Genomic DNA, 20,073 nt, shown 5'->3' on the forward strand with positions numbered 1-20,073 from the left:
TATTCAAATATGGATTAGATTATTTATCCAAATTCCTTTTAACGGGATTTAATTCATTAGAAAACAATATGTTCAGTTTTTTGTCATGTACTTAAACGTTTTATAGAAAAAAATTAAAATTGCTATGAAGTTTAAATTAGCTTTTATTTAAAATTCTAATTAAGACATCTAAATCTTCTTTTCTATGATTGGCGGTGATGACAATTCGGTTCAGCTCCTTGTTTCCTGTTGGATATTGAAAATTGGTAACTATGATTTTATTGGCAAGTAAAATGGAATTAATTGCTGCTATTTTTGGGTAAATAAGAGGATAATCAGCATCAAAAAGAATTTTTTTGTTGGTAATTAAATTTGCTTTTATATACGTTAAACTGTCTCTTAATTTTTTATTCTGTGCGATATAAATTGGTTCAGCGTCAACTAGTGTTTGTACAAATGCAGGATTCATTCCGGCACTGGAAACAAAAGTATCGATACTTTTTATTTGATTTATAAATTCCAAATCACTTGCAATTGCGCCTCCGGATAAGCCCATCGCTTTACCCAAAGAGGCGATCATAATTTTTCTTTTAATATTGGGAAGTTCAATGTTACAGTAAATTCCGCGTCCTTGTTTACCCAAAATTCCTAAAGAATGTGATTCGTCAATAAGCAATGTTATTTCTTTATTTTTAGAAATTTTATTTAAGATTGAGAGATCAATTGGCTGTGTTTTCAAGGAAGGAACAGAATCGGTAAGAATGGTAATTTTTTCAATAACGGAATCTAACAAACGGGGATTAAGCTTTTTGTCAATAAAAAAAGGGAAACTGCCAGCTATCTTTATGGCATTATGTGTATTTGGAAAATGAAAAAAGTAGTCTGTTTCCCGTTTTAAAACTTCTAGAACTAATTTTCCTGCGAGCATTCCTGATGAAACAGTGAGTGCCGACTCTGCGTTTATATACCGAGCTAAAAATTTTTCTCCGTTCTCATAGGCAGATAATTTTACATTGGCACTTCTAGAACTTCCGTAAGCGGTTCCCCAACGAACAATATTTTTAAACAATAATTGCTGAAATTCTGGATTTGTTGGCAAGCCCAGATAGGCAGTTCCCCCAAAGTATAAATAATCTTCGTTGTTTATATGAATTATTCTATCTGGAAATTGATCAACTTTCATTTTAAATTTAGATTAAAGTCACACCAGTTCCATCAAGGTCAGAATACGATATTTTACCAAAATCTATTGTCACTCCTGTTGCAATATCTTTGGCTAAAAGTAGTGCTCCGTCCATATCTACATAATCAAGTTGTGGCAGTAACTGCGCAATTGCTGATATTCCTACTGTAGATTCAGTCATGCAACCCACCATTGTTTTCAAACCTAATTGTTTAGCTTCTATAATCATCCTTCGTGCTGGAGTTAATCCGCCACATTTTACTAATTTTATATTTATACCATGAAAATGACCCGTACATTTTGCCACATCTTCCTCAATAATGCAACTTTCATCAGCGATTATTGGTAATACGGAATGTTTAAAAACCTCCTTGTGTTCTTCCCAATTATCTGCTTTTAGTGGTTGCTCCAGGAATTCTACTCCTAATTTTTTTAGTTCAATAGCATTTTTTATTGTTTCGTCAACTGTCCATCCGCAGTTTGCATCAATTCTAAAAATAGCATTCGTGTGTTTTCTAAGTTCTGTTACAATGGCAATATCTTCACTAGTTCCTAATTTAATTTTATAAATCGGCCATGGTAGTTCTTGCATTTTTGCTACCATTTTTTCTATTGATGCGATTCCAATTGTGTAATCTGTCAACGGATTTTTACCGATGTCATATTTCCATAAATCGTACAACTTTTTGCCTTTTTGGCGGGCATATAAATCATTGTATGCCATATCCAGCGCGCACAAAGCGAACATATCGTGTTTTAAATGGGGATACATTTTATCATAAAAGCTATCTGGTGTTTCGTTTTTTACACTCTCAATCAAATTGCGAATTTTTTCTAAATCCTGTATCATAACTGAAACAGTCGTTTTGTAATATGGGTTAGAGGTCGCTTCTCCAAAACCAGAAAACCCGTTATTTCTTAATTCGACAATTAACGAAGGTTGAAAATCTATCGATTCTCTTGAAATTGTGAATGTGTGTTTTAATTTAAGATTGAATTCTTTGAGAATTAGTTCCATTATATTTTTATTTAATTTCTAAAATAATTGCCTTTTCTTTTTAAAATACTCAGTTAATTCAGTAACCGAGCCAAATTATAGCGTCTACTAAACCATCTCGCCATAGCTTTTCATTGTGCTGTCCACCTTTTATAATTTTCTTTTTATTTAAATTTAAACAAGAGCATCTATTTCTGTTTAGCAATAGTTCCATTTTATTTAAATCGCCAACCATGTCTTCGCTTTCATTATCGCCACAAAGAAAATATATTTTCGTTTTTATTTTCGAAGATTTTTCAGTTATAGCATAAATTTCTTTATTAATCCAAAATGATGGAGAAAAAACAGCAGCTTTTCCAAAAATTTCTGGGTATTTCAAAACTGCGTAAAAGGAGGTGAGACCGCCGAGCGAGCTTCCCATTATGGTTGTATTTTTTTTCTTTTTATTTGTTCTGTAAGTTTTGTCAATATGTGGTTTTAATGTTTTTACAATAAAATCTAAGTAAGCATCTGCCTTTCCACCGCCATATTTCTCGTTAGTGAATGGAGTCAATTCCTCAAGCCGTTTTTCATTTCCATGTTCAATTCCTATCACAATAATGGGAGCACTTAAGCTATCTAATTTTTCATCTACGTTCCATTCTCCTGCGTAAGAAGTGGAGATATCAAATAAATTTTGAGCATCTTGCATATAAATTACATTATAATTTTTATCTGAAGACGTATAATTTTTAGGTAAATAAACCCAGATTTTCTTATTTGACTTTAGCTGCGGTGCATCAATCATGAAGGTGGTTACATTTTGTGACGCCGAACTATTTTTTGCTAAATCTGTGTTTAAAATAAAATTTTGGGCACTGTGTTCCAAGCTAGTAAAAAGTACTAATAAAAGCAGTAAACGTTGTTGAATCATATTACTAAATTTTACGTTTGGTTTTTTAAATTTATTATAAAAATAATAATTAGATCAATAAAATAGTTGAAAACAGAATTTTACTTTTAAAAATGATTTCTTTTCGTTGCTTAAATACTCATTATTCCAAAATCTAACATAAATTAACGTTTCTAAATTTTTACTCAAAGCAAATTGCAACTGTTAAGCTAAAGATGTTCTTTATAATTTTCAAAAATTGATTTTAGTTTTGTTTATCTTTAAATAAACAACGTTAAACAAAAAAATAAATTTTATCTTTGCAAAAAAAGTAATTTCTACAAGACTTCTAAAGTTTATTGAGCCAATAGTTGTTTGTTAGGATTTAGTTTTGGTGGAAATTACAAATATATTAATTAATGATCTTTTAAAATGGAGGATAAAAAACCAGATAATATTGTGTACTCTGAAACTGATGGCTACAATGCTAGTATTTTGCCTTATGGCACAAGTGTAGGAGCGCCAGCAATAAGAGTCGATGATTTAGTGTCGTGGAAAAGCAGGGGAATAACGAATGTTAACAAGCAGTTTGCAAGTAAGTTTGACGAACTTAAAGCGCAATATCAAAGTTTAATTGAAGAATTTGAATGGAACGAACTTGTTTACAATTCTAAATTTTCATTCGAACCTGTTATTGGTGAAATTTATCATTTATATCGTAGCCAAGAGGGATTTGATTTTCTCTCTCTAATAGGACCAAAAGAATGGAATAAGGAACACATAGGAACATTTAAGTTAAATAGTGAAAAAAAATGGATTCATTTACCGTGATCATTTCTTGAGTAAGTTCATTTTAAAATTTGATTTTAAAATAGTTTTTCCAAATAATTATATTAAAGCAGTTCATAAAAGTCTATTTTTATACAAATTATACTTTTATGAGTTGTTTTATAAAATCCTTTCTGCTTGGTTTAATGGTTCTACCAGCGTTTTCCGTAAGCGCACAGCAAAGTATTCTTGAAAATAAGCCACAGATTATTAAAGATACTTCGTTTGTGAATTTAAAGGATTACAGCCAAGATTTTGCTTACGATATGAAATATGCCACTGCAGATAATTTCTTAAAAGCAAAAGTATATGATTGCGCGGAATGTTATCTCCGATTAAAAACTGTTTTAGCTTTAATCGATGCCAATAAAAAATTTATCAAAAAAGGATATCGTATTAAAATTTTTGATTGCTACAGGCCTTTGGAGATTCAAAAAAAAATGTGGGCTATTGTTTCTAATCCTAAATATGTTGCAAATCCTGCAAAAGGTTCAATACATAATCGAGGCGGAGCAGTCGATATTACCCTTGTAGATCTTCAAGGCGCTGAGCTGGAAATGGGAACTTCTTTTGATTTTTTTGGAGAAAAAGCGGCTCATAATTATAAAAAATTATCAAATAAAATTAAAAACAATAGGAAGCTTTTAAAATCCGTAATGGAAAGTAGTGGCTTTAGTCCATTCGATTCTGAATGGTGGCATTACAATTTGAAATCGGGATTAAAAGACAATGTTTCTAATGTAAAATGGAACTGTGATTAGTTTTCAATGCATCTTATGTTATCTATGAAGTAATTTTCAGGGTAATAAACAGTAGAATCAAGTTCCGATTTAAGTTCTTTCGATAGCACATAATCTTCGATATCTGTCAAATATTTTATTCGCATTAACGAAACAGTTGATTGTTTTAACTCTTCAAAACTACCTTTAATAAACAAAAAAGTTCCAGAATTAATCCGATTGTCAAACCCATTATCGTCGCGTAGCATTGTTCCACAATTTTCCTCTTCATTATGTAACAGAGTTATAATTTTACCATTTGTTAATTGTAAAAATATCTTAGAATTTTTATCAAAACAATTAGCTTTAATAAATTCTTTGCTCTTTGATAAAAGTTGCACGTTCAATGACGGCGTTCCATCCGTTAAAGCTAAAGAGTAAAAAACGTAACTCGAGTTTCCTCCAAAATGTTTTTCACTAATAATATATTCTTTTGTTGATTTATATGTTCCAATGGAATCGTTCACATTGGTGCTGTAATCGCATGGTTTTTGGGCAAAAAGATTGAAACTAGAAAGAAATAAAATCAGTGCAATAAAGTTTTTCATCAGTATTATTTTTTGGTGCAAATTAGAACTATTTTCTCATTATTCATATCAGTAGTAAAAAAACAATAGATATTTCCTCCATCTCTAATTTTCCATTTTTTCCGAATGCTTTCTACGCTTTCCGGAAAATTTCTTGTGGTAATATTAGCTTGTTTGTTTGCTAAAAAAGATTTCATCTCCGTTTTATGATATAATATCGACTGTTGTATTATAAATGTTCTTCCAGCAAATGGTTTTAAAATATCGGAACTGTATAGATGAGAGTGCTTGTGGAGTTTGTTGATATTAAAAAAAGCACTTACTTCATCAAAGCCGCCAGATTTCATAATGGCGCTGTTAGGTTCATATAAATATTTTTGAGGAAGGCAATACGGGACATTTGTTTTTAAATTATTGAGTATAAAATCAAATTTTTCGGAACTATCTTTTAAAATATTTATCGTTTTAATTGTCGTATTTCCAGAAAATGAAGCCTCTAATTCCCATAATAATTCTTTGACTTCATTATCAATAGCAATAATATATATTGTTTTTACAAGTTTCAACTCAGATATTCCTGCCGAAATATCGAGAAGTGGAGCAGTTTTTACGAAAATTGCAGTTGAATATTTAAAATAAAACTCTAGATTTTCTGGAACATTTGGCAAACAATCTTTTAGCATAAAAACTTTTCCCTTAACATCGTTTCTTCTCGAAGGATCAATATAAATGGCATCCCATTTTCTGTCTAAAGTTTTTAATGTTTGAGCGCTATCTCCAGCGTAACATGAAATATTGGTTATATTTAACTGCTTGAAATTATGTTTTACAATTTCAGACAATTCGCTATCGAGCTCGCAGTGTGCAACTTCTTTTATTTTTTTTGCAAAAAAATAATCATCCACTCCAAAACCGCCTGTAAGATCAATCAAGCTTTCACCGGCAATGATGGAAGCTTTAAAAGATGCGGCTTTCTCTGATGAGGTTTGTTCTATCGAAATTTTTCTTGGATAGATCACTGAAGAAGTAGAAAACCAAGTTGGCAATTTGTCTTTTGCTTTTGTTTTGGCTTCAATTTGATTTAAAATTTTTATCCAATCAACGTCAGGAAATGGATTTTTTTGTAGTGCCAATTTAGAAATACTTTCGCCTACATTTTTATCTACAAATGCCTGAATTTCGGGCTTTAGAATCATTTGATCCACAATTATATATCTTTAGTTAAAAGTTTAATAACCGTGTTTTCTGGAAAAAATTCCTTTCCTGTAACTTTAATTATTGTATAAAGCGGAACGGCAATTATCATTCCTAATATTCCAAAAAGAAAACCTGCGGAGAGGATAACTAGGAAAATTTCTAGCGGATGCGAGCTTACACTGTTTGAAAAAATAATAGGTTGGGATAGATTATTATCAATCAATTGGACAATCCAAAATCCAATGAGAACATAAATTGTTGTAGGTAAAATTTCTGATTGAAAATCGCTTCCTAAATTGCTCAACATTGTTAGTAAAGCTGCTAAAAATGATGCAATTAGAGGCCCAATATATGGGATGATGTTTAAAACTGCACATAAGAGTGCGATAATTAGTGCATTAGGAATTCCGAAAATAAATAATACAATAAGGTAAAGTAAAAAGACAATAGACAACTGAAATAACAAACCGATAAAATAACGTGACAATAGGTGATTAGTCTTTTCTAATGAATTTAAAATTTGATCTTCATGGCTGTTCGGAATCAATTTTCGTGCGCCTAAAATAAAGATTCTACGATCTTTTAAAAAGAAAAAAGTAATAAATAGCACCGATCCCAGTCCCACTCCAAAACTACTTATCGTGCCTAAAAGAACATTTAAAAAATTGGGAATAAAATTTAAATTTACTTTCGAAGTAATATTTGCTTCTTGAAGAAGTTGTGCTGAATCAATATGATGACTTTCTAAAAAAACAGTGATTTGATTAATAAGAAGGATAATTTTATTTTCAATTGATGCGATATTTAGTAATGATAAATTTTCTCCTTGCGATAGGATCAATGGTACTATTAACATTATGAATCCAGATATTACAAGAATATAAATAACTAAAACTGCGATTGTAGCAAAAACGTGATTGAATTTTAATCTTCTTTTAAAAAAATCTAAAAAAGGATTTCCAATTAACGTAAGAATAAGTGCTACAAGGAGATATATTAAAACAGATTGAATTTTATATAAGAAAAATAATGCGATCATTACAACGGCTATAGTTAGAAGTGCCCGTAAAATCCCGTTTGAAATTATTTTTGATGTGGTCATGATCTATTTTTAATTTGTAAATATAAAAAAACTCGCTACAAGTAGCGAGTTTTCAATTCTAAAAAATAGAAAAAAAGATAGAAAATTAAATTCCGAAATTTGCTCTTGCTCCACCTGAAACAAATAAAGCAGCCATTCTAGATTTTTGACCGTTTGAGAACATATACATTCCTCTATCATCTGTGTAATCCATATAATTCATTGTCATTTCTACAGGATTTCCCGTGCACAAGCTTAAACTTGGATAAGCTGGCACTCCATAATTGGCTTCGTTGTGTGTTGGAGTGTCTGAAACAAAATCGCTTCCACAATTTGCATCGCCCCAAATGTGGCGTAAGTTCATCCAGTGACCTACTTCATGTGTTGCAGTTCTTCCTAAATTAAAAGGCGCTGACACTGATCCTGTTGATCCAAAAGCGTTGTTATCCATAACCACTCCGTCAGTTGATGATGCTCCCCCTGGAAATTGCGCATATCCTAAAATACCGCCGCCTAAATTACAAGCCCACATGTTAAGTACCGTTGAAGGAGTAGTAGGAGTGATTCCTGTCGCTGATCTTTTCATTGCATCATTTGTCGTCCAAGATTGCACAGTTGTTGCTCTTCTTACCACGTTTTGTAATACAAATGAAATTCCCACATTAGCTTTCACTGTTGAAAATAAAGTAGGAACTGATGAAAAATCAGTATTTTGTGCGTTAAAATCTCTGTTTAAAACATCAATTTGGGACTGAATTTGCGCTAGTGAAATATTTTCGCTAGCAGTTCTATATAATACATTGACAACTACTGGAATTTGCACTTTACCGTTAACTAAACGTCCAGATGTCATAGCATTGTTAGTAAAATTCTCGATTTTGTTCATTGCTAGCGCTAAGGAGGGATCAGCTTTAATTTGAGCTGCTAATACATCGCTTGAGGCGCAGCCACGTTTTAACACTGCACTTGTTTCGGGTGCCATTTCGGTTGTGTCATTTTGACAGGAGAATAATAACATCATTGCTGTCACTGATAAAAAGATTTTTTTCATAATAAAACTGTTATAAATTAATAGATTTGGTTAATTATTTAACAATTTTATAACAAAATTTTTAATAAACAATTTGGAAAAACATTTGTTTGGAATTTTTAACATTAAAACGCTGTTTTACGGGTTTCCGTAAAAAATATTTTTTTTAAAACAATACAAATCTTACAGTAAAGATTCAATTTTATTTTTTTTACAACTGTAATTCAAAGATTTTGTCAAAATTTTAAAGTCTGATTTGATATTTCACGTAAAACCAAATATCATAATTACGAACGTATAATTTTGGAAAACAGAATACTACTAATTTTAATTTATACAATAGTTTAAATGATAGTGTGTTTAAAAATTTCTTTATTAGTGAAGACTAAATTCGTCAAAAATTTTTTTGAAAAAATGTTTAGAAAACAGCTTTCTAAATTGGTAATCGTTGCTCGTGAAAATTAAATAATAATCTTAAAATTTTTGTAGTTGTAAGAGGAGGGGAACAACAAGTTCAAAACAGTAGGAATGATATTAAGAAAAAGGTAATAGACTAAAAAAGGGTCTGCATCTAATTGGAAAAAATATAACTAATGATATTTGCGCCCATTTTCAATGCTTTATCGCGAATTTCTTTAGGGTCATTATTCACTTCAGCATTTTCCCAGCCATCGCCCAAATCGCATTCGTAGGTGTACATTAAAACGAGTTTGTTTTTAATAAAAATTCCAAAAGCTTGCGGTCTTTTGCCGTCATGCTCATGAATTTTGGGCAAACCATTTGGGAATGGATATGGTTTTTGGAAAATTAAATGTGTGGCTGGAATTTCGACCAAATCATTATTGGGGAATATTTTTTTTATTTCTTTTCGAACATATTCATTCATCCCATAATTATCATCGATATGTAAAAACCCGCCAGCGATTAAATAATTTTTAAGATTACTACTATCAGCATCGCTAAAAACTACATTTCCGTGCCCTGTCATGTGAATGTATGGGTAAGAAAACAAATCAGGGCTACCTGGTTCTACTGTTGCAGGTTTTGTTTTAATCCGAGTGTTAATATTAATATTGCAATATTTTATCAAGTTGGGTAATGAAGTTGGGTTGGCATACCAATCGCCGCCTCCACTATATTTTAATAACGCAATTTCCTGTGAAAATAACGGAATAGAAAAAAGTATAACAAGATAAAATATATTTTTCATGGATAAATGTAATTTACTCGTTGATAAAAACTACACTGTGACAAGCTACAATTGCCGCAGTCTCAGTTCGAAGTCGTGTTGTTCCTAATGTGACTGGAACATAATTGTGGGTCAGAGCCAATTCAATTTCTTTTTCGGAAAAATCACCTTCTGGACCTATCATAATTGTTAAATTTTGATTTGGCTTTACAACTGATTTTAAGGTTTTCTTACCTGTTTCTTCACAATGAGCAATTAATTTTACATCTTCATTGCTTTGATTTATAAATTCTTTGAATGTAACTGCTGGATTTAATTTTGGTAAGTACACTTCATTTGATTGCTTCATTGCGGCTAGAAGGATTTTGTCAAATCGTTCGTTATTAATTGACCTTCTTTCAGAGCGATCGCATATAATTGGTGTAATTTCCTGAATACCAATTTCTGTTGCTTTCTCTAGAAACCATTCGTAACGATCATTCATTTTTGTTGGAGCCACAGCAAGATGTAGCCCAAATTTTGTCGCAGGTTTCTTTTCAAATGAGATAATCCGCACCGTACATTTGCTGTCCGATGCTAAAGTGATTTCTGTTTTAAATAAAAAGCCTAAACCATTTGTCACATAAAGTATATCAGTGTCTTTTTTACGCAGTACTTTTATTATATGTTTACTTTCTTCTTTATCAAAAGCAATGGTTTCAGTGGTATTGTCAATGTTAGGATTGTAAAATAATTGCATAATTTATAATTGTATTCTTGCTTTAGAAACGACAGCTGAAGTTTCAAATGTTTGATTTAAAAATTTTTGATAACCTACAATTCCTATCATTGCAGCATTATCTGTTGTATATTCAAATTTTGGGATAAATGTTTTCCATCCGTAGCTAACCTCTGCAGCTTTTAAGGTATTTCGAATTCCTGAATTGGCAGAAACGCCTCCACCAATCGCAATTTGTTTGATTCCAGTTTCTTTGACAGCTAATTTCAATTTATCCATTAATATTTCGATTATTGTTTGTTGAATCGAAGCGCAAATATCATTTAGATTTTCGTCCACAAAGTTTGGATTTTCTAATTTTTTCTTTTGGATAAAATATAAAATTGCTGTTTTCAATCCGGAGAAACTAAAGTTTAATCCAGCAACTTTGGGTTTAGTAAATGCAAATGCTCTTGGATTTCCTAGTTGAGCAAATTTATCAATCAATGGTCCTCCAGGATAAGGAAGACCCAAAATTTTTGCACTTTTGTCAAAAGCTTCTCCTACGGCGTCATCAGTAGTTTCTCCAATCACTTTCATGTCAAAAAAATCATTTACTCTTATAATCTGGGTGTGCCCGCCGCTTATGGTCAAAGCCAAAAAAGGAAAAGTTGGTCTATCATAACCATCTTCAGCAATAAAATGAGCTAAAACATGTGCTTGCATGTGGTTTACAGCAATCAGCGGGATTTGCAATGCCAAAGCCATTGATTTAGCAAATGAGCTACCTACTAAAAGTGATCCCATTAATCCAGGACCTTGAGTAAATGCAATTGCAGATAGCTGTTCTTTATTGATATTTGCTGCGCGAATTGCTGCATCAATAACAGGAACAATGTTTTGCTGATGTGCACGTGAAGCCAGTTCAGGAACTACACCGCCATATTGTGTATGAATCAGCTGATTTGCCACAACATTTGACAGTACTTTATCGTTCTGTAAAACGGCGGCCGCGGTATCATCACAGGAACTTTCGATGGCAAGAATAAAAACCTCGGGATTTTGCATAAAAAAGCACAAATTTTGAATTACTTTTGACAGGATTTAAGACACAATATTTTTTTATCAAAGGCCAAAATTAAAGAATTTTTATTAAAGGCTTCCCGTTTCTAAAGCCAAAATAAAATAGTACGAAAAATAAACACTCAACAGGTATCAAAAAAATAGTAAAAATAGTATTTCGTTCCCTCATTGGCTTAATTCTGCTTTTGTTAGTTGTTGCTATTACTCTTACTTTACCTGCGGTTCAAACGAGGATAGCTAGGTATTTTACAGAAAGTATCAATAAGGACTTTGGTACAAATATTTCAATTGATGGAGTTGCTATATCCGTTTTTGGCGGAATTAAATTTAAAGATGTTCTTATTCGCGACCATCGTAAAGACACTTTAATTTATTCGCAACGAATAGCAACAACCGTTTTAGAAGGTAAAAAGTTGTTAGATGGAGACCTGATTTTTGATGGACTGGATCTACACGGTCTTCTTTTTAATTTGAAAACTTATAAAAACGAAAAGGAAACGAACCTAGATAAATTTATAAAAGCTTTTGAGACCGGTAAACCATCAACAAGAAAATTTTTGCTCAAAGCAAATAAATTACAAATTCACAATGGACATTTTATATTAACAGATGAAAATAGAGACAATCCAAAAGATGTCGATTTTACTAAATTAAATGCATCTGTAACTAACTTTCTAATATTTGGACCTGACGTAACAACGGATATCAATACAATGTCGTTTCTTGATTTTAGAGGTTTGTATGTGAAAAATCTAAAATCAAAATTCTTTTATACTAAGAAAAATATAAAATTATTAAATCTTGATTTACTAACAAAGGAATCAAAACTTGCAGGAACAGTAATATTAAAATATAAAAGAGAAGATTTTACAAATTTCAACGATAAAGTTTTATTTGATATTAAGTTGAAGTCGGCTTCCATTGCTTCCAATGATATTCGACATTTTTATAAAGAAATTGGAAAAAATCAACATTTTAGATTGAAAACAAGTATTAAGGGGACGCTTAATAACTTGAAATTGCAAAAATTGAAATTAATTGATGATCGCAATACTGAAATTATAGGCGACATAAACTTTAAAAATCTCTTCGCTAAGAAAGGTCAGCAATTCTCGATGTATGCTCGTTTTTCTAAATTATCGTCGAGATATGAGGATTTAGTGATGATTTTGCCCAATATTTTAGGCAATAAATTACCTAGTTCTTTGAAGAAGTTGGGCCGGTTTACCGCTTCTGGAATTACTAAAGTCTCTACAATTACCGTTGAAGCTAATGTTTCGATTAGCACTGAACTAGGAAATGTAATTTCAAAATTAGCAATTCAAAACATAAATGAAATTGATAAAGCATCTTATGTGGGGAATGTAATCTTAGAAAACTTTGATATTGGAACACTATTGGAACAAAAAGATTTAGGAAAAGTTACTTTAAATATTGATGTTGACGGCGAAGGTTTCAAGCAAAAGTATCTGAATACATTAATCAAAGGTAACGTAAGCAATATCGATTTTAAAAATTATAACTATACCAATATTATTGTTGATGGAACACTCGAGAGTCCAAATTATACTGGAAAAATTGCAATTAATGATCCTAACTTAAAAATGACTTTTGATGGATTATTAGATTTGAGTAAGAAGGATAGTCGTTATGATTTTGATATCAAAGTTGAAAATGCTGACTTGAGTAAATTAAAACTAATAAAAGATTCAATTGCTATTTTCAAAGGGGATGTGGTGGTGCAAGCATCAGGAAATAACATAGAAAATTTTCAAGGTAATGTTTACATCAATAAAACATCATATCAAAATGTAAAAGATACTTACAGTTTTGATGATTTTTCGATCAATTCTATTTTTGATGCCAGCCGAGTTCGAACTATTACTGTAAATTCTCCAGATATTGTCCAAGGCGAAATTATTGGAAAGTATGAATTCAATCAACTTGAGAATTTAGTAAAAAATTCTTTTGGAAGTCTTTACACTAATTTTAAACCGAACAAAGTAAAAAAAGGACAATTTTTAAAATTTAATTTCTCAATTTATAATAAGATTATTGAAATCTTTTTTCCAGAAATTTCAATAGCTGCAAATACAATTATAAAAGGAAACATGAATTCTGATAACCAAGAATTCAAACTTAATTTTAACTCTCCTCAAATTATAGCTTCTGAAAATGTAGTAGATAATATAAATGTGTCAATAGACAATAAAAACCCTTTGTACAATGCTTATATTGAGCTAGATAGCATAAAAACTAAGTATTATAAAATACGTGACTTTAGTTTGATAAACGTTACGATGAAAGATACATTGTACTTTCGATCAGAATTTAAAGGTGGTAAAAATGCCGAAGATTATTATAATTTGAATTTATATCATACCATAAATAAAGAAAACAAAAATGTAGTTGGCATTAGCAAATCAGAAATAAAATTTAAAGATTATTTGTGGTTTTTAAATGAAAAGGAAGCTTCCGATAATCAAATCGTTTTTGATAAATCATTTGAGAATTTTAATATTGACAATATTTTGCTCACTCATGAAAATCAATCGATAGCGCTCGCAGGAATATTCAAAGGATCGAATGTCAAAGATCTAAAACTGAATTTTAAGGATGTCGATTTAAATCAAATTACGCCTACAAATGAAAAGTTTATACTTGAAGGAAATATTAATGGTGAGGTAAGTTTTAAACAAAATAATGCTGTTTTTCAACCAACGGCTTCAATTGTGATTGATAAATTGAATGTGAATAAAACAGAACTCGGAGTTCTTAATTTTAATATTGAAGGCGATCAGAGTCTAAAGAAATTTAAAATAAATTCTAATTTAGAAAATAAAAATGTAGAGTCGTTCAACGCAGATGGTAGTTTTGAAATTGTTAATAAAGAAACGATTCTGGATTTAAATGTAAAATTAGACCAATTTAATGTTGCAACGCTTAACTCACTCGGTGGAAATGTATTATCAAATATTAGAGGTTCCATTTCAGGGAATGCAATGATAGCGGGGAATCTTAAAAAACCCAATATAAATGGACGTCTCTTTTTAGATAAAGCTGGAATCACTATTCCATACCTTAATGTGGATTATGGATTAAGTGACAACACAATAATTGACTTAACGGATGAGCGTTTTCTTTTTAGAAATAATACTCTCACTGATACTAAATATGCGACGAAAGGTAACTTAAATGGATTTATAGAACACAATAATTTTACCGATTGGAAATTAGATTTGACAATAAATTCAAAGAGATTGTTAGCGCTAGACACTAAAGATTCAGAGGATGCAGCCTATTACGGAACGGTATTTATTGATGGAGTGGCTACCATCAAAGGACCAACAAATTCGTTATTTATCAAAGTTGCTGCAAAATCACAGAAGGGAACTGCAGTCAAAATCCCAATCAACAATGCGGAAAGCGTTAGTGATAATATTTTTCTTCATTTTGTCACAGAAAAAGAAAAATACAATCTTGCAAATGGTATTGTTGATAATACTAGAAATTACAACGGACTCGAGTTAGAATTTGATTTTGATATCACACCAGACGCCGAAGTTGAAGTAATTTTAGATAGAAATACAGGTCATGGAATGCGTGGTAAAGGTTTCGGATCTTTACTCTTTAAAATAAATACATTAGGGAAATTTAATATGTGGGGCGATTTCCAGGCTTATGAAGGAACCTATAATTTTAAATATGGTGGTTTAATAGACAAGAAATTTGAAGTTAAAAAAGGTGGCTCAATTACTTGGGAAGGAAACCCGATGAAGGCATTGCTTAATCTTGAAGCCGTTTATAAAACTACTGCGAATCCTGCTGTATTGTTAGAAAACTCCTCTTTTAATACTAAAGTTCCAGTTGAAGTTGTAATAGGAGTTAGAGGCGATTTAACAAGCCCAGAACCTGATTTTAATATTGAATTTCCAACGGTGACTTCTGTATTAAAATCTGAAATTCAATACAAATTAAATGACAAAGATATTAGGCAAACTCAGGCACTGTATTTATTATCTTCGGGAGGATTTTTAAGTCCGGAGGGAGTAAGCCAATCCGATCTTTCTGGTAGTTTATTTGAAACAGCATCGAGTATTTTGGGTGGAATTATTCAAAGTGACGACGACAAGTTTAAGGTAGGTCTAAATTTTATTGGTGCTGATAGAAGAATTGGCAGGGAAACAGATGGTCGATTTGTTGCCACAATTTCCTCTAAAATTAATGATCGAATTACTATTAATGGAAAATTAGGGGTGCCTTTTGGAGGAATCAACGAGTCTGCAATTGTGGGTGATGTTGAAGCTCTTTTTCGCGTAAACGAAGACGGAACGCTTAACTTGCGAATTTTTAATAAAGAAAATGATATTAATTACGTTGGTCAAGGAATTGGTTACACGCAAGGGGTAGGGGTTTCTTATGAAGTGGATTTTGATACTTTTAAAGAATTTGTTAATCAAATATTCAGAAATCTTAAATTTGATAGGGTATCAACTGAATCTGCTCAAGATCAAGATTCAAATTTATCTCCAGATTATATTAATTTTCAACGATCTAAAAAAACAAATCCTGAAAAAGTTAAGAATAACAAAGAAGGATTAATCCCTGACGAATATTAGTTATTCCACAATTAAATTTAGTTTACAATTTTTTTTTGAACATTACAGTTCGTAAGTGCTTAAAAGAACACCAATAAATTTTAAAATTTTTCTTAGGGGTTGATCTATTATCTTCTACAACTTCTGATTTGCTGACAAATACTTTTATTGTTAAATTTATTAAAAAAATTTGCGGAATTAAATATTATTAAATTTTAATTCATTAATTTTTAGTTTTATTAAGTTATTTGTACTTTTTTTGGTTTTTGGAAAACTTATTAACGAAAACGTTTGAATTTATTTTACGTGTTCACTTTATTAAAACCGCAGCTTTGAAAGTGGTTTATGTTTGTTAATTTTACACTTTAATACTTTAAATAATGCCAAAAATAATTAAAAAAGTTGGCGTTCTAACCTCGGGAGGAGACTCGCCTGGTATGAATGCAGCGATTCGTTCGGTTGTGCGAACATGTGCTTATCATCATATAGAATGTATAGGAATTTATAGAGGTTACCAAGGAATGATTGAGGGAGATTTCAAGGATATGGGACCTAGAAGCGTAAACAATATCGTGAATAAGGGAGGTACGGTATTAAAATCAGCTCGATCTACTGATTTTAAATCAGTTGATGGCCGGAAAAAAGCGCATGAAAATCTTTTAAAAGCTGGAATTGATGCTTTAGTTGTTATAGGCGGAGATGGATCTTTCACAGGAGCATTACAATTCAACAAAGAGTTTGATTTTCCAATAATGGGTATTCCTGGAACAATTGATAACGATATTTTTGGAACCAGTCATACTCTAGGTTACGATACTGCATTAAATACTGTTGTTGATGTCATCGATAAAATTAGAGATACTGCAAGTTCGCACAACCGATTATTCTTTGTAGAAGTAATGGGCAGAGATGCTGGACATATTGCTTTAAACGCTGGTATTGGCGCAGGAGCAGAAGAAATTCTAATTCCAGAAGAAGATTTAGGTTTAGAACGGCTATTAGAATCTTTACAAAAAAGTAAAGCATCGGGCAAATCTTCAAGTATTGTTGTTATTGCAGAGGGAGATAAAATAGGCAAAAACGTATTTGAATTAAAAGATTATGTTGAAACAAATTTACCTGAATATGATGTTAGAGTTTCTGTTTTAGGACACATGCAGCGCGGTGGTTCTCCTTCATGTTTTGATAGAGTTCTTGCAAGCAGATTGGGTGTCAAAGCAGTAGAATCATTATTAGAAGGGAAGTCAAATTACATGGTTGGTTTAAAAAACGATACAATTTCCTTGACTCCGTTAGAGCAAGCCATTAAAGGAAAAACAGAAATTGATAGAGAATTATTACGTGTTTCGGACATCATGTCCACATAAGTTGTTGAAGTTTTTTTTAATAAATCAAGCTTTATAAAGAGTTAATAAAAAACAAATAAAAAAGTAAACTAAAATGTCAAAAGTAAAATTAGGAATAAACGGATTTGGAAGAATTGGAAGAATTGTTTTTAGAGAATCTTTCAATAGAGATAATGTTGAGGTGGTTGCAATCAATGATTTATTAGATGTAGATCACTTAGCTTATCTTCTAAAATATGATTCAGTTCACGGCCGTTTCAATGGAACTGTTGAGGTAAATGAAGGAAAGTTATTTGTCAACGGAAAAAACATTCGAATCACTGCGGAAAGAAATCCAGCTGATTTGAAATGGAATGAAGTTGATGTTGATGTAGTGGCTGAGTGTACAGGATTTTTCACTACAATTGAAACTGCCAATGAGCATATCAAAGGTGGTGCTAAAAAAGTAATTATTTCGGCTCCTTCTGCTGATGCTCCAATGTTTGTGATGGGAGTTAATCACGAAACTGCAAAAGCATCTGATTTAATTGTTTCAAATGCCTCTTGCACTACTAACTGTTTAGCTCCATTAGCTAAAGTTATAAATGATAATTTTGGAATAGTAGAAGCTTTAATGACAACTGTTCATGCAACTACTTCAACCCAAATGACAACTGATGGTCCTTCTAAAAAGGATTGGAGAGGCGGTAGAGCAGCTTCAGTCAACATCATTCCTTCTTCAACAGGGGCCGCAAAAGCAGTTGGTAAGGTTATTCCAGAATTAAATGGAAAATTAACTGGTATGGCTTTTCGCGTTCCTACAACTGATGTTTCAGCAGTAGATTTAACTGTAAAAGTAGCTAAAGAAACATCTTATGAAGAAATTATGGCTGTGTTGAAAAAAGCTTCTGAAACTACAATGAAAGGTATTTTAGGTTACACTGAGGATTTAGTGGTTTCACAGGATTTTGTTTCTGATCCAAGAACATCAGTCATCGATGCAAATGCCGGAATCGGACTGAACTCAACTTTTTTCAAAATTATATCTTGGTATGATAATGAGTACGGATATTCAAGCAAATTAATTGACTTATCAGTGCATATCGCTGGTTTAAAATAATTTTTTCTATATTTATAATCCCGTTATTTATTAGTAACGGGATTTTATTTTGTAAACAAATTTCCATTACAAACTTTTTACCAAAAATCAGAGAATATGAAATTAATAGTTGATAGCGGTTCTACCAAAGCCGATTGGATTGCGATAAATGACGAAGGAAAAGTATTATTTACAACACAAACATTAGGATTAAATCCTGAAGTATTAGAAGGGCATGAAATTATCGATCGACTAAATGATCGTTTTGATATTTTACAAAATAAAAAAGAAGCAACGCATTTATTTTTCTACGGAGCGGGCTGCGGAACAGATCGAATGAAAATTGAACTGTCTCAAATTTTTCAAACCTATTTTCCAAATGCAATCATATCTGTTCAAGAAGACACTTATGCCGCTGTTTATGCTACAACGCCAAAAGGTGATAAAGCAATTGTTTCTATATTGGGAACAGGTTCTAACTGTAGCTATTTTGATGGAAAGGAATTGCACCAAAAAGTACAATCACTAGGATATATCATAATGGATGATTGTAGTGGTAATGTTTTTGGGAAAGAGCTAATTAGAAAATATTATTTCAATAAAATGCCGAAGGAATTAGCGGAACAATTTGAAAAAGATTATAATGTTGATCCCGATGCAATAAAAAGTAAATTGTATAAGGAAGCGAATCCAAACGCTTACTTAGCAACTTTTGCAAAATTTCTAATCCAACATAAAGAAACCGAATTTTGTAAAAAAATTATTTATAAAGGCATGAAATCTTTTGTAAAAAATTATATCAAACAATTTGATAATTGTAAGGATGTGCCTGTTCACTTTGTAGGATCAATTGCATTTTATCTGAAAGAAGAATTACAAGAAACTTTTAATAAATACGACCTAAAATTAGGTAATGTATTAAGACGACCTATTGATGGATTAATAGCGTATCATGTGGCTAATAAATAGTTTTGTGATGTTGAGCTGTTAACTTTTTGTCTTCTTAATTTAAATTTCGCAATTTAACATAAAGTACTCATCATCAAAGTAATAGTCAGTGCAACTAAATGAAGCAGTACTAAAGACAAATAACTAAGTACATTTAAAGACTAAGGACTAATTACTAAGGACAAAGGAATATTGGACTAAGGACTAAAAATTAATCACAAAGCAGCGATCATAGAAATTTCTATATTTACGTTTTTTGGCAAACAGGCCACTTGAACCGTTTCACGAGCTGGAGCGGTTTTTTCGTTAAAATAAGATCCGTAAACCGTATTTATTTTAGCAAAATCATTCATATCGATAATAAAAATAGTGGCTTTTAAAACGTTTTCAAATGTCATTCCAGCCGCTGCTAAAACAGCTTTCATGTTTTCCATCACTTGTTCTGTTTCAAGCTCTATGCTAGTTGTAATTAAGGCTCCAGTTTCTGGGTGAAGCGCTATTTGACCAGAAGTATACAAAGTATTTCCTTTAAGAACCGCTTGATTGTAAGGTCCTATAGGTGCTGGTGCTTTTTCGGTAAAAATTATTTGTTTCATTTTTTATATTTTTTTATTAATTTAAAAAGCTCTCCTGATTAAGATTGCAAATCGTTCACTGTATTT

17 protein-coding genes are annotated in these 20,073 nt (G+C 31.4%); 6 read left to right on the top strand and 11 right to left on the bottom strand.

Going from position 1 to position 20,073, the window contains the following annotated elements; genetic code table 11:
- Positions 1–136: 136 nt before the first annotated feature.
- The 3 genes from BUB42_RS14650 to BUB42_RS14660 are packed head-to-tail and all read right to left on the bottom strand — an operon-like array spanning position 137 to position 3,072.
- Complete coding sequence (locus BUB42_RS14650; protein ID WP_073021700.1) at positions 137–1,162, bottom strand: aminotransferase class I/II-fold pyridoxal phosphate-dependent enzyme; 1,026 nt, start codon at positions 1,160–1,162, stop codon at positions 137–139.
- A gap of 7 nt (positions 1,163–1,169) precedes the next feature.
- A complete protein-coding gene (locus BUB42_RS14655; RefSeq protein ID WP_073021702.1) occupies positions 1,170–2,180 on the bottom strand; it encodes a dipeptide epimerase in 1,011 nt (336 codons plus the stop codon).
- Positions 2,181–2,238: 58 nt separating this feature from the next.
- Complete coding sequence (locus BUB42_RS14660) at positions 2,239–3,072, bottom strand: alpha/beta hydrolase (protein WP_084118356.1); 834 nt, start codon at positions 3,070–3,072, stop codon at positions 2,239–2,241.
- Between the two features lie 390 nt (positions 3,073–3,462).
- Between BUB42_RS14660 and BUB42_RS14665 the strand changes: the two genes are divergently transcribed.
- Both BUB42_RS14665 and BUB42_RS14670 read left to right on the top strand, forming a co-directional pair.
- Positions 3,463–3,861 carry a DUF2452 domain-containing protein gene (locus tag BUB42_RS14665; protein WP_073021703.1) on the top strand — a complete coding sequence of 133 codons (399 nt, stop codon included), beginning with the start codon at positions 3,463–3,465 and terminating at the stop codon, positions 3,859–3,861.
- A gap of 107 nt (positions 3,862–3,968) precedes the next feature.
- Positions 3,969–4,619, top strand: a complete 651-nt coding sequence (locus BUB42_RS14670) for a M15 family metallopeptidase (RefSeq protein WP_084118357.1) — start codon at positions 3,969–3,971, stop codon at positions 4,617–4,619.
- Here BUB42_RS14670 and BUB42_RS14675 read toward each other — a convergent pair.
- From BUB42_RS14675 to tsaD, 7 genes are all read right to left on the bottom strand, one after another.
- Positions 4,616–5,185 (bottom strand): hypothetical protein, encoded by a 570-nt coding sequence (locus tag BUB42_RS14675; RefSeq protein ID WP_073021715.1) that lies wholly within the window; start codon positions 5,183–5,185, stop codon positions 4,616–4,618. The genes BUB42_RS14670 and BUB42_RS14675 overlap by 4 nt on opposite strands.
- 5 nt (positions 5,186–5,190) lie before the next feature.
- Positions 5,191–6,369, bottom strand: coding sequence for a THUMP-like domain-containing protein (locus BUB42_RS14680; RefSeq protein WP_073021717.1), 1,179 nt, complete (start codon positions 6,367–6,369; stop codon positions 5,191–5,193).
- A gap of 2 nt (positions 6,370–6,371) precedes the next feature.
- A complete protein-coding gene (locus tag BUB42_RS14685; RefSeq protein WP_073021719.1) occupies positions 6,372–7,463 on the bottom strand; it encodes an AI-2E family transporter in 1,092 nt (363 codons plus the stop codon).
- 85 nt (positions 7,464–7,548) lie between these two features.
- Entirely contained in the window at positions 7,549–8,493 is a 945-nt protein-coding gene (locus BUB42_RS14690) for a zinc metalloprotease (protein ID WP_073021721.1), read from the bottom strand.
- A 550-nt stretch (positions 8,494–9,043) separates the two neighbouring features.
- Positions 9,044–9,682, bottom strand: a complete 639-nt coding sequence (locus BUB42_RS14695; protein WP_073021722.1) for a DUF4159 domain-containing protein — start codon at positions 9,680–9,682, stop codon at positions 9,044–9,046.
- Between the two features lie 13 nt (positions 9,683–9,695).
- The gene (locus tag BUB42_RS14700) at positions 9,696–10,400 is read right to left on the bottom strand and encodes a 16S rRNA (uracil(1498)-N(3))-methyltransferase (RefSeq protein ID WP_073021724.1); all 705 of its coding nucleotides are present in this window, start codon (positions 10,398–10,400) and stop codon (positions 9,696–9,698) included.
- 3 nt (positions 10,401–10,403) lie between these two features.
- The gene (gene tsaD, locus BUB42_RS14705; RefSeq protein ID WP_073021726.1) at positions 10,404–11,426 is read right to left on the bottom strand and encodes a tRNA (adenosine(37)-N6)-threonylcarbamoyltransferase complex transferase subunit TsaD; all 1,023 of its coding nucleotides are present in this window, start codon (positions 11,424–11,426) and stop codon (positions 10,404–10,406) included.
- A gap of 200 nt (positions 11,427–11,626) precedes the next feature.
- Here tsaD and BUB42_RS14710 point away from each other — a divergent pair, with 200 nt between their 5' ends.
- The 4 genes from BUB42_RS14710 to BUB42_RS14725 all read left to right on the top strand — a co-directional run bounded on the left by BUB42_RS14710 (position 11,627) and on the right by BUB42_RS14725 (position 19,432).
- Positions 11,627–16,060, top strand: coding sequence for a translocation/assembly module TamB domain-containing protein (locus BUB42_RS14710; RefSeq protein WP_073021728.1), 4,434 nt, complete (start codon positions 11,627–11,629; stop codon positions 16,058–16,060).
- Positions 16,061–16,419: 359 nt separating this feature from the next.
- The gene (gene pfkA / locus BUB42_RS14715) at positions 16,420–17,406 is read left to right on the top strand and encodes a 6-phosphofructokinase (RefSeq protein ID WP_073021730.1); all 987 of its coding nucleotides are present in this window, start codon (positions 16,420–16,422) and stop codon (positions 17,404–17,406) included.
- 73 nt (positions 17,407–17,479) lie between these two features.
- Positions 17,480–18,484 carry a type I glyceraldehyde-3-phosphate dehydrogenase gene (gap, locus tag BUB42_RS14720; protein WP_073021732.1) on the top strand — a complete coding sequence of 335 codons (1,005 nt, stop codon included), beginning with the start codon at positions 17,480–17,482 and terminating at the stop codon, positions 18,482–18,484.
- 96 nt (positions 18,485–18,580) lie between these two features.
- On the top strand, positions 18,581–19,432 hold the full coding sequence (locus tag BUB42_RS14725) for a BadF/BadG/BcrA/BcrD ATPase family protein (RefSeq protein WP_073021734.1): 852 nt from the start codon (positions 18,581–18,583) through the stop codon (positions 19,430–19,432).
- Between the two features lie 194 nt (positions 19,433–19,626).
- Here BUB42_RS14725 and BUB42_RS14730 read toward each other — a convergent pair whose 3' ends face one another.
- The gene (locus BUB42_RS14730) at positions 19,627–20,007 is read right to left on the bottom strand and encodes a Rid family detoxifying hydrolase (RefSeq protein WP_073021736.1); all 381 of its coding nucleotides are present in this window, start codon (positions 20,005–20,007) and stop codon (positions 19,627–19,629) included.
- Positions 20,008–20,073 lie beyond the last annotated feature (66 nt).

Source organism: Flavobacterium micromati (assembly GCF_900129585.1).
Classification (GTDB): domain Bacteria; phylum Bacteroidota; class Bacteroidia; order Flavobacteriales; family Flavobacteriaceae; genus Flavobacterium; species Flavobacterium micromati.

Excerpts from the sequence above, each read along its gene's own strand:
- BUB42_RS14655 (WP_073021702.1), bottom strand. The coding sequence starts at position 2,180 with ATGGAACTAATTCTCAAAGAATTCAATCTTAAATTAAAACACACATTC.
- BUB42_RS14730 (WP_073021736.1), bottom strand. The coding sequence starts at position 20,007 with ATGAAACAAATAATTTTTACCGAAAAAGCACCAGCACCTATAGGACCT.
- BUB42_RS14675 (WP_073021715.1), bottom strand. The coding sequence starts at position 5,185 with ATGAAAAACTTTATTGCACTGATTTTATTTCTTTCTAGTTTCAATCTT.
- BUB42_RS14700 (WP_073021724.1), bottom strand. The coding sequence starts at position 10,400 with ATGCAATTATTTTACAATCCTAACATTGACAATACCACTGAAACCATT.
- BUB42_RS14650 (WP_073021700.1), bottom strand. The coding sequence starts at position 1,162 with ATGAAAGTTGATCAATTTCCAGATAGAATAATTCATATAAACAACGAA.
- BUB42_RS14665 (WP_073021703.1), top strand. The coding sequence starts at position 3,463 with ATGGAGGATAAAAAACCAGATAATATTGTGTACTCTGAAACTGATGGC.
- BUB42_RS14695 (WP_073021722.1), bottom strand. The coding sequence starts at position 9,682 with ATGAAAAATATATTTTATCTTGTTATACTTTTTTCTATTCCGTTATTT.
- BUB42_RS14685 (WP_073021719.1), bottom strand. The coding sequence starts at position 7,463 with ATGACCACATCAAAAATAATTTCAAACGGGATTTTACGGGCACTTCTA.
- BUB42_RS14660 (WP_084118356.1), bottom strand. The coding sequence starts at position 3,072 with ATGATTCAACAACGTTTACTGCTTTTATTAGTACTTTTTACTAGCTTG.
- BUB42_RS14725 (WP_073021734.1), top strand. The coding sequence starts at position 18,581 with ATGAAATTAATAGTTGATAGCGGTTCTACCAAAGCCGATTGGATTGCG.
- gap (WP_073021732.1), top strand. The coding sequence starts at position 17,480 with ATGTCAAAAGTAAAATTAGGAATAAACGGATTTGGAAGAATTGGAAGA.
- BUB42_RS14690 (WP_073021721.1), bottom strand. The coding sequence starts at position 8,493 with ATGAAAAAAATCTTTTTATCAGTGACAGCAATGATGTTATTATTCTCC.
- BUB42_RS14670 (WP_084118357.1), top strand. The coding sequence starts at position 3,969 with ATGAGTTGTTTTATAAAATCCTTTCTGCTTGGTTTAATGGTTCTACCA.
- pfkA (WP_073021730.1), top strand. The coding sequence starts at position 16,420 with ATGCCAAAAATAATTAAAAAAGTTGGCGTTCTAACCTCGGGAGGAGAC.
- tsaD (WP_073021726.1), bottom strand. The coding sequence starts at position 11,426 with ATGCAAAATCCCGAGGTTTTTATTCTTGCCATCGAAAGTTCCTGTGAT.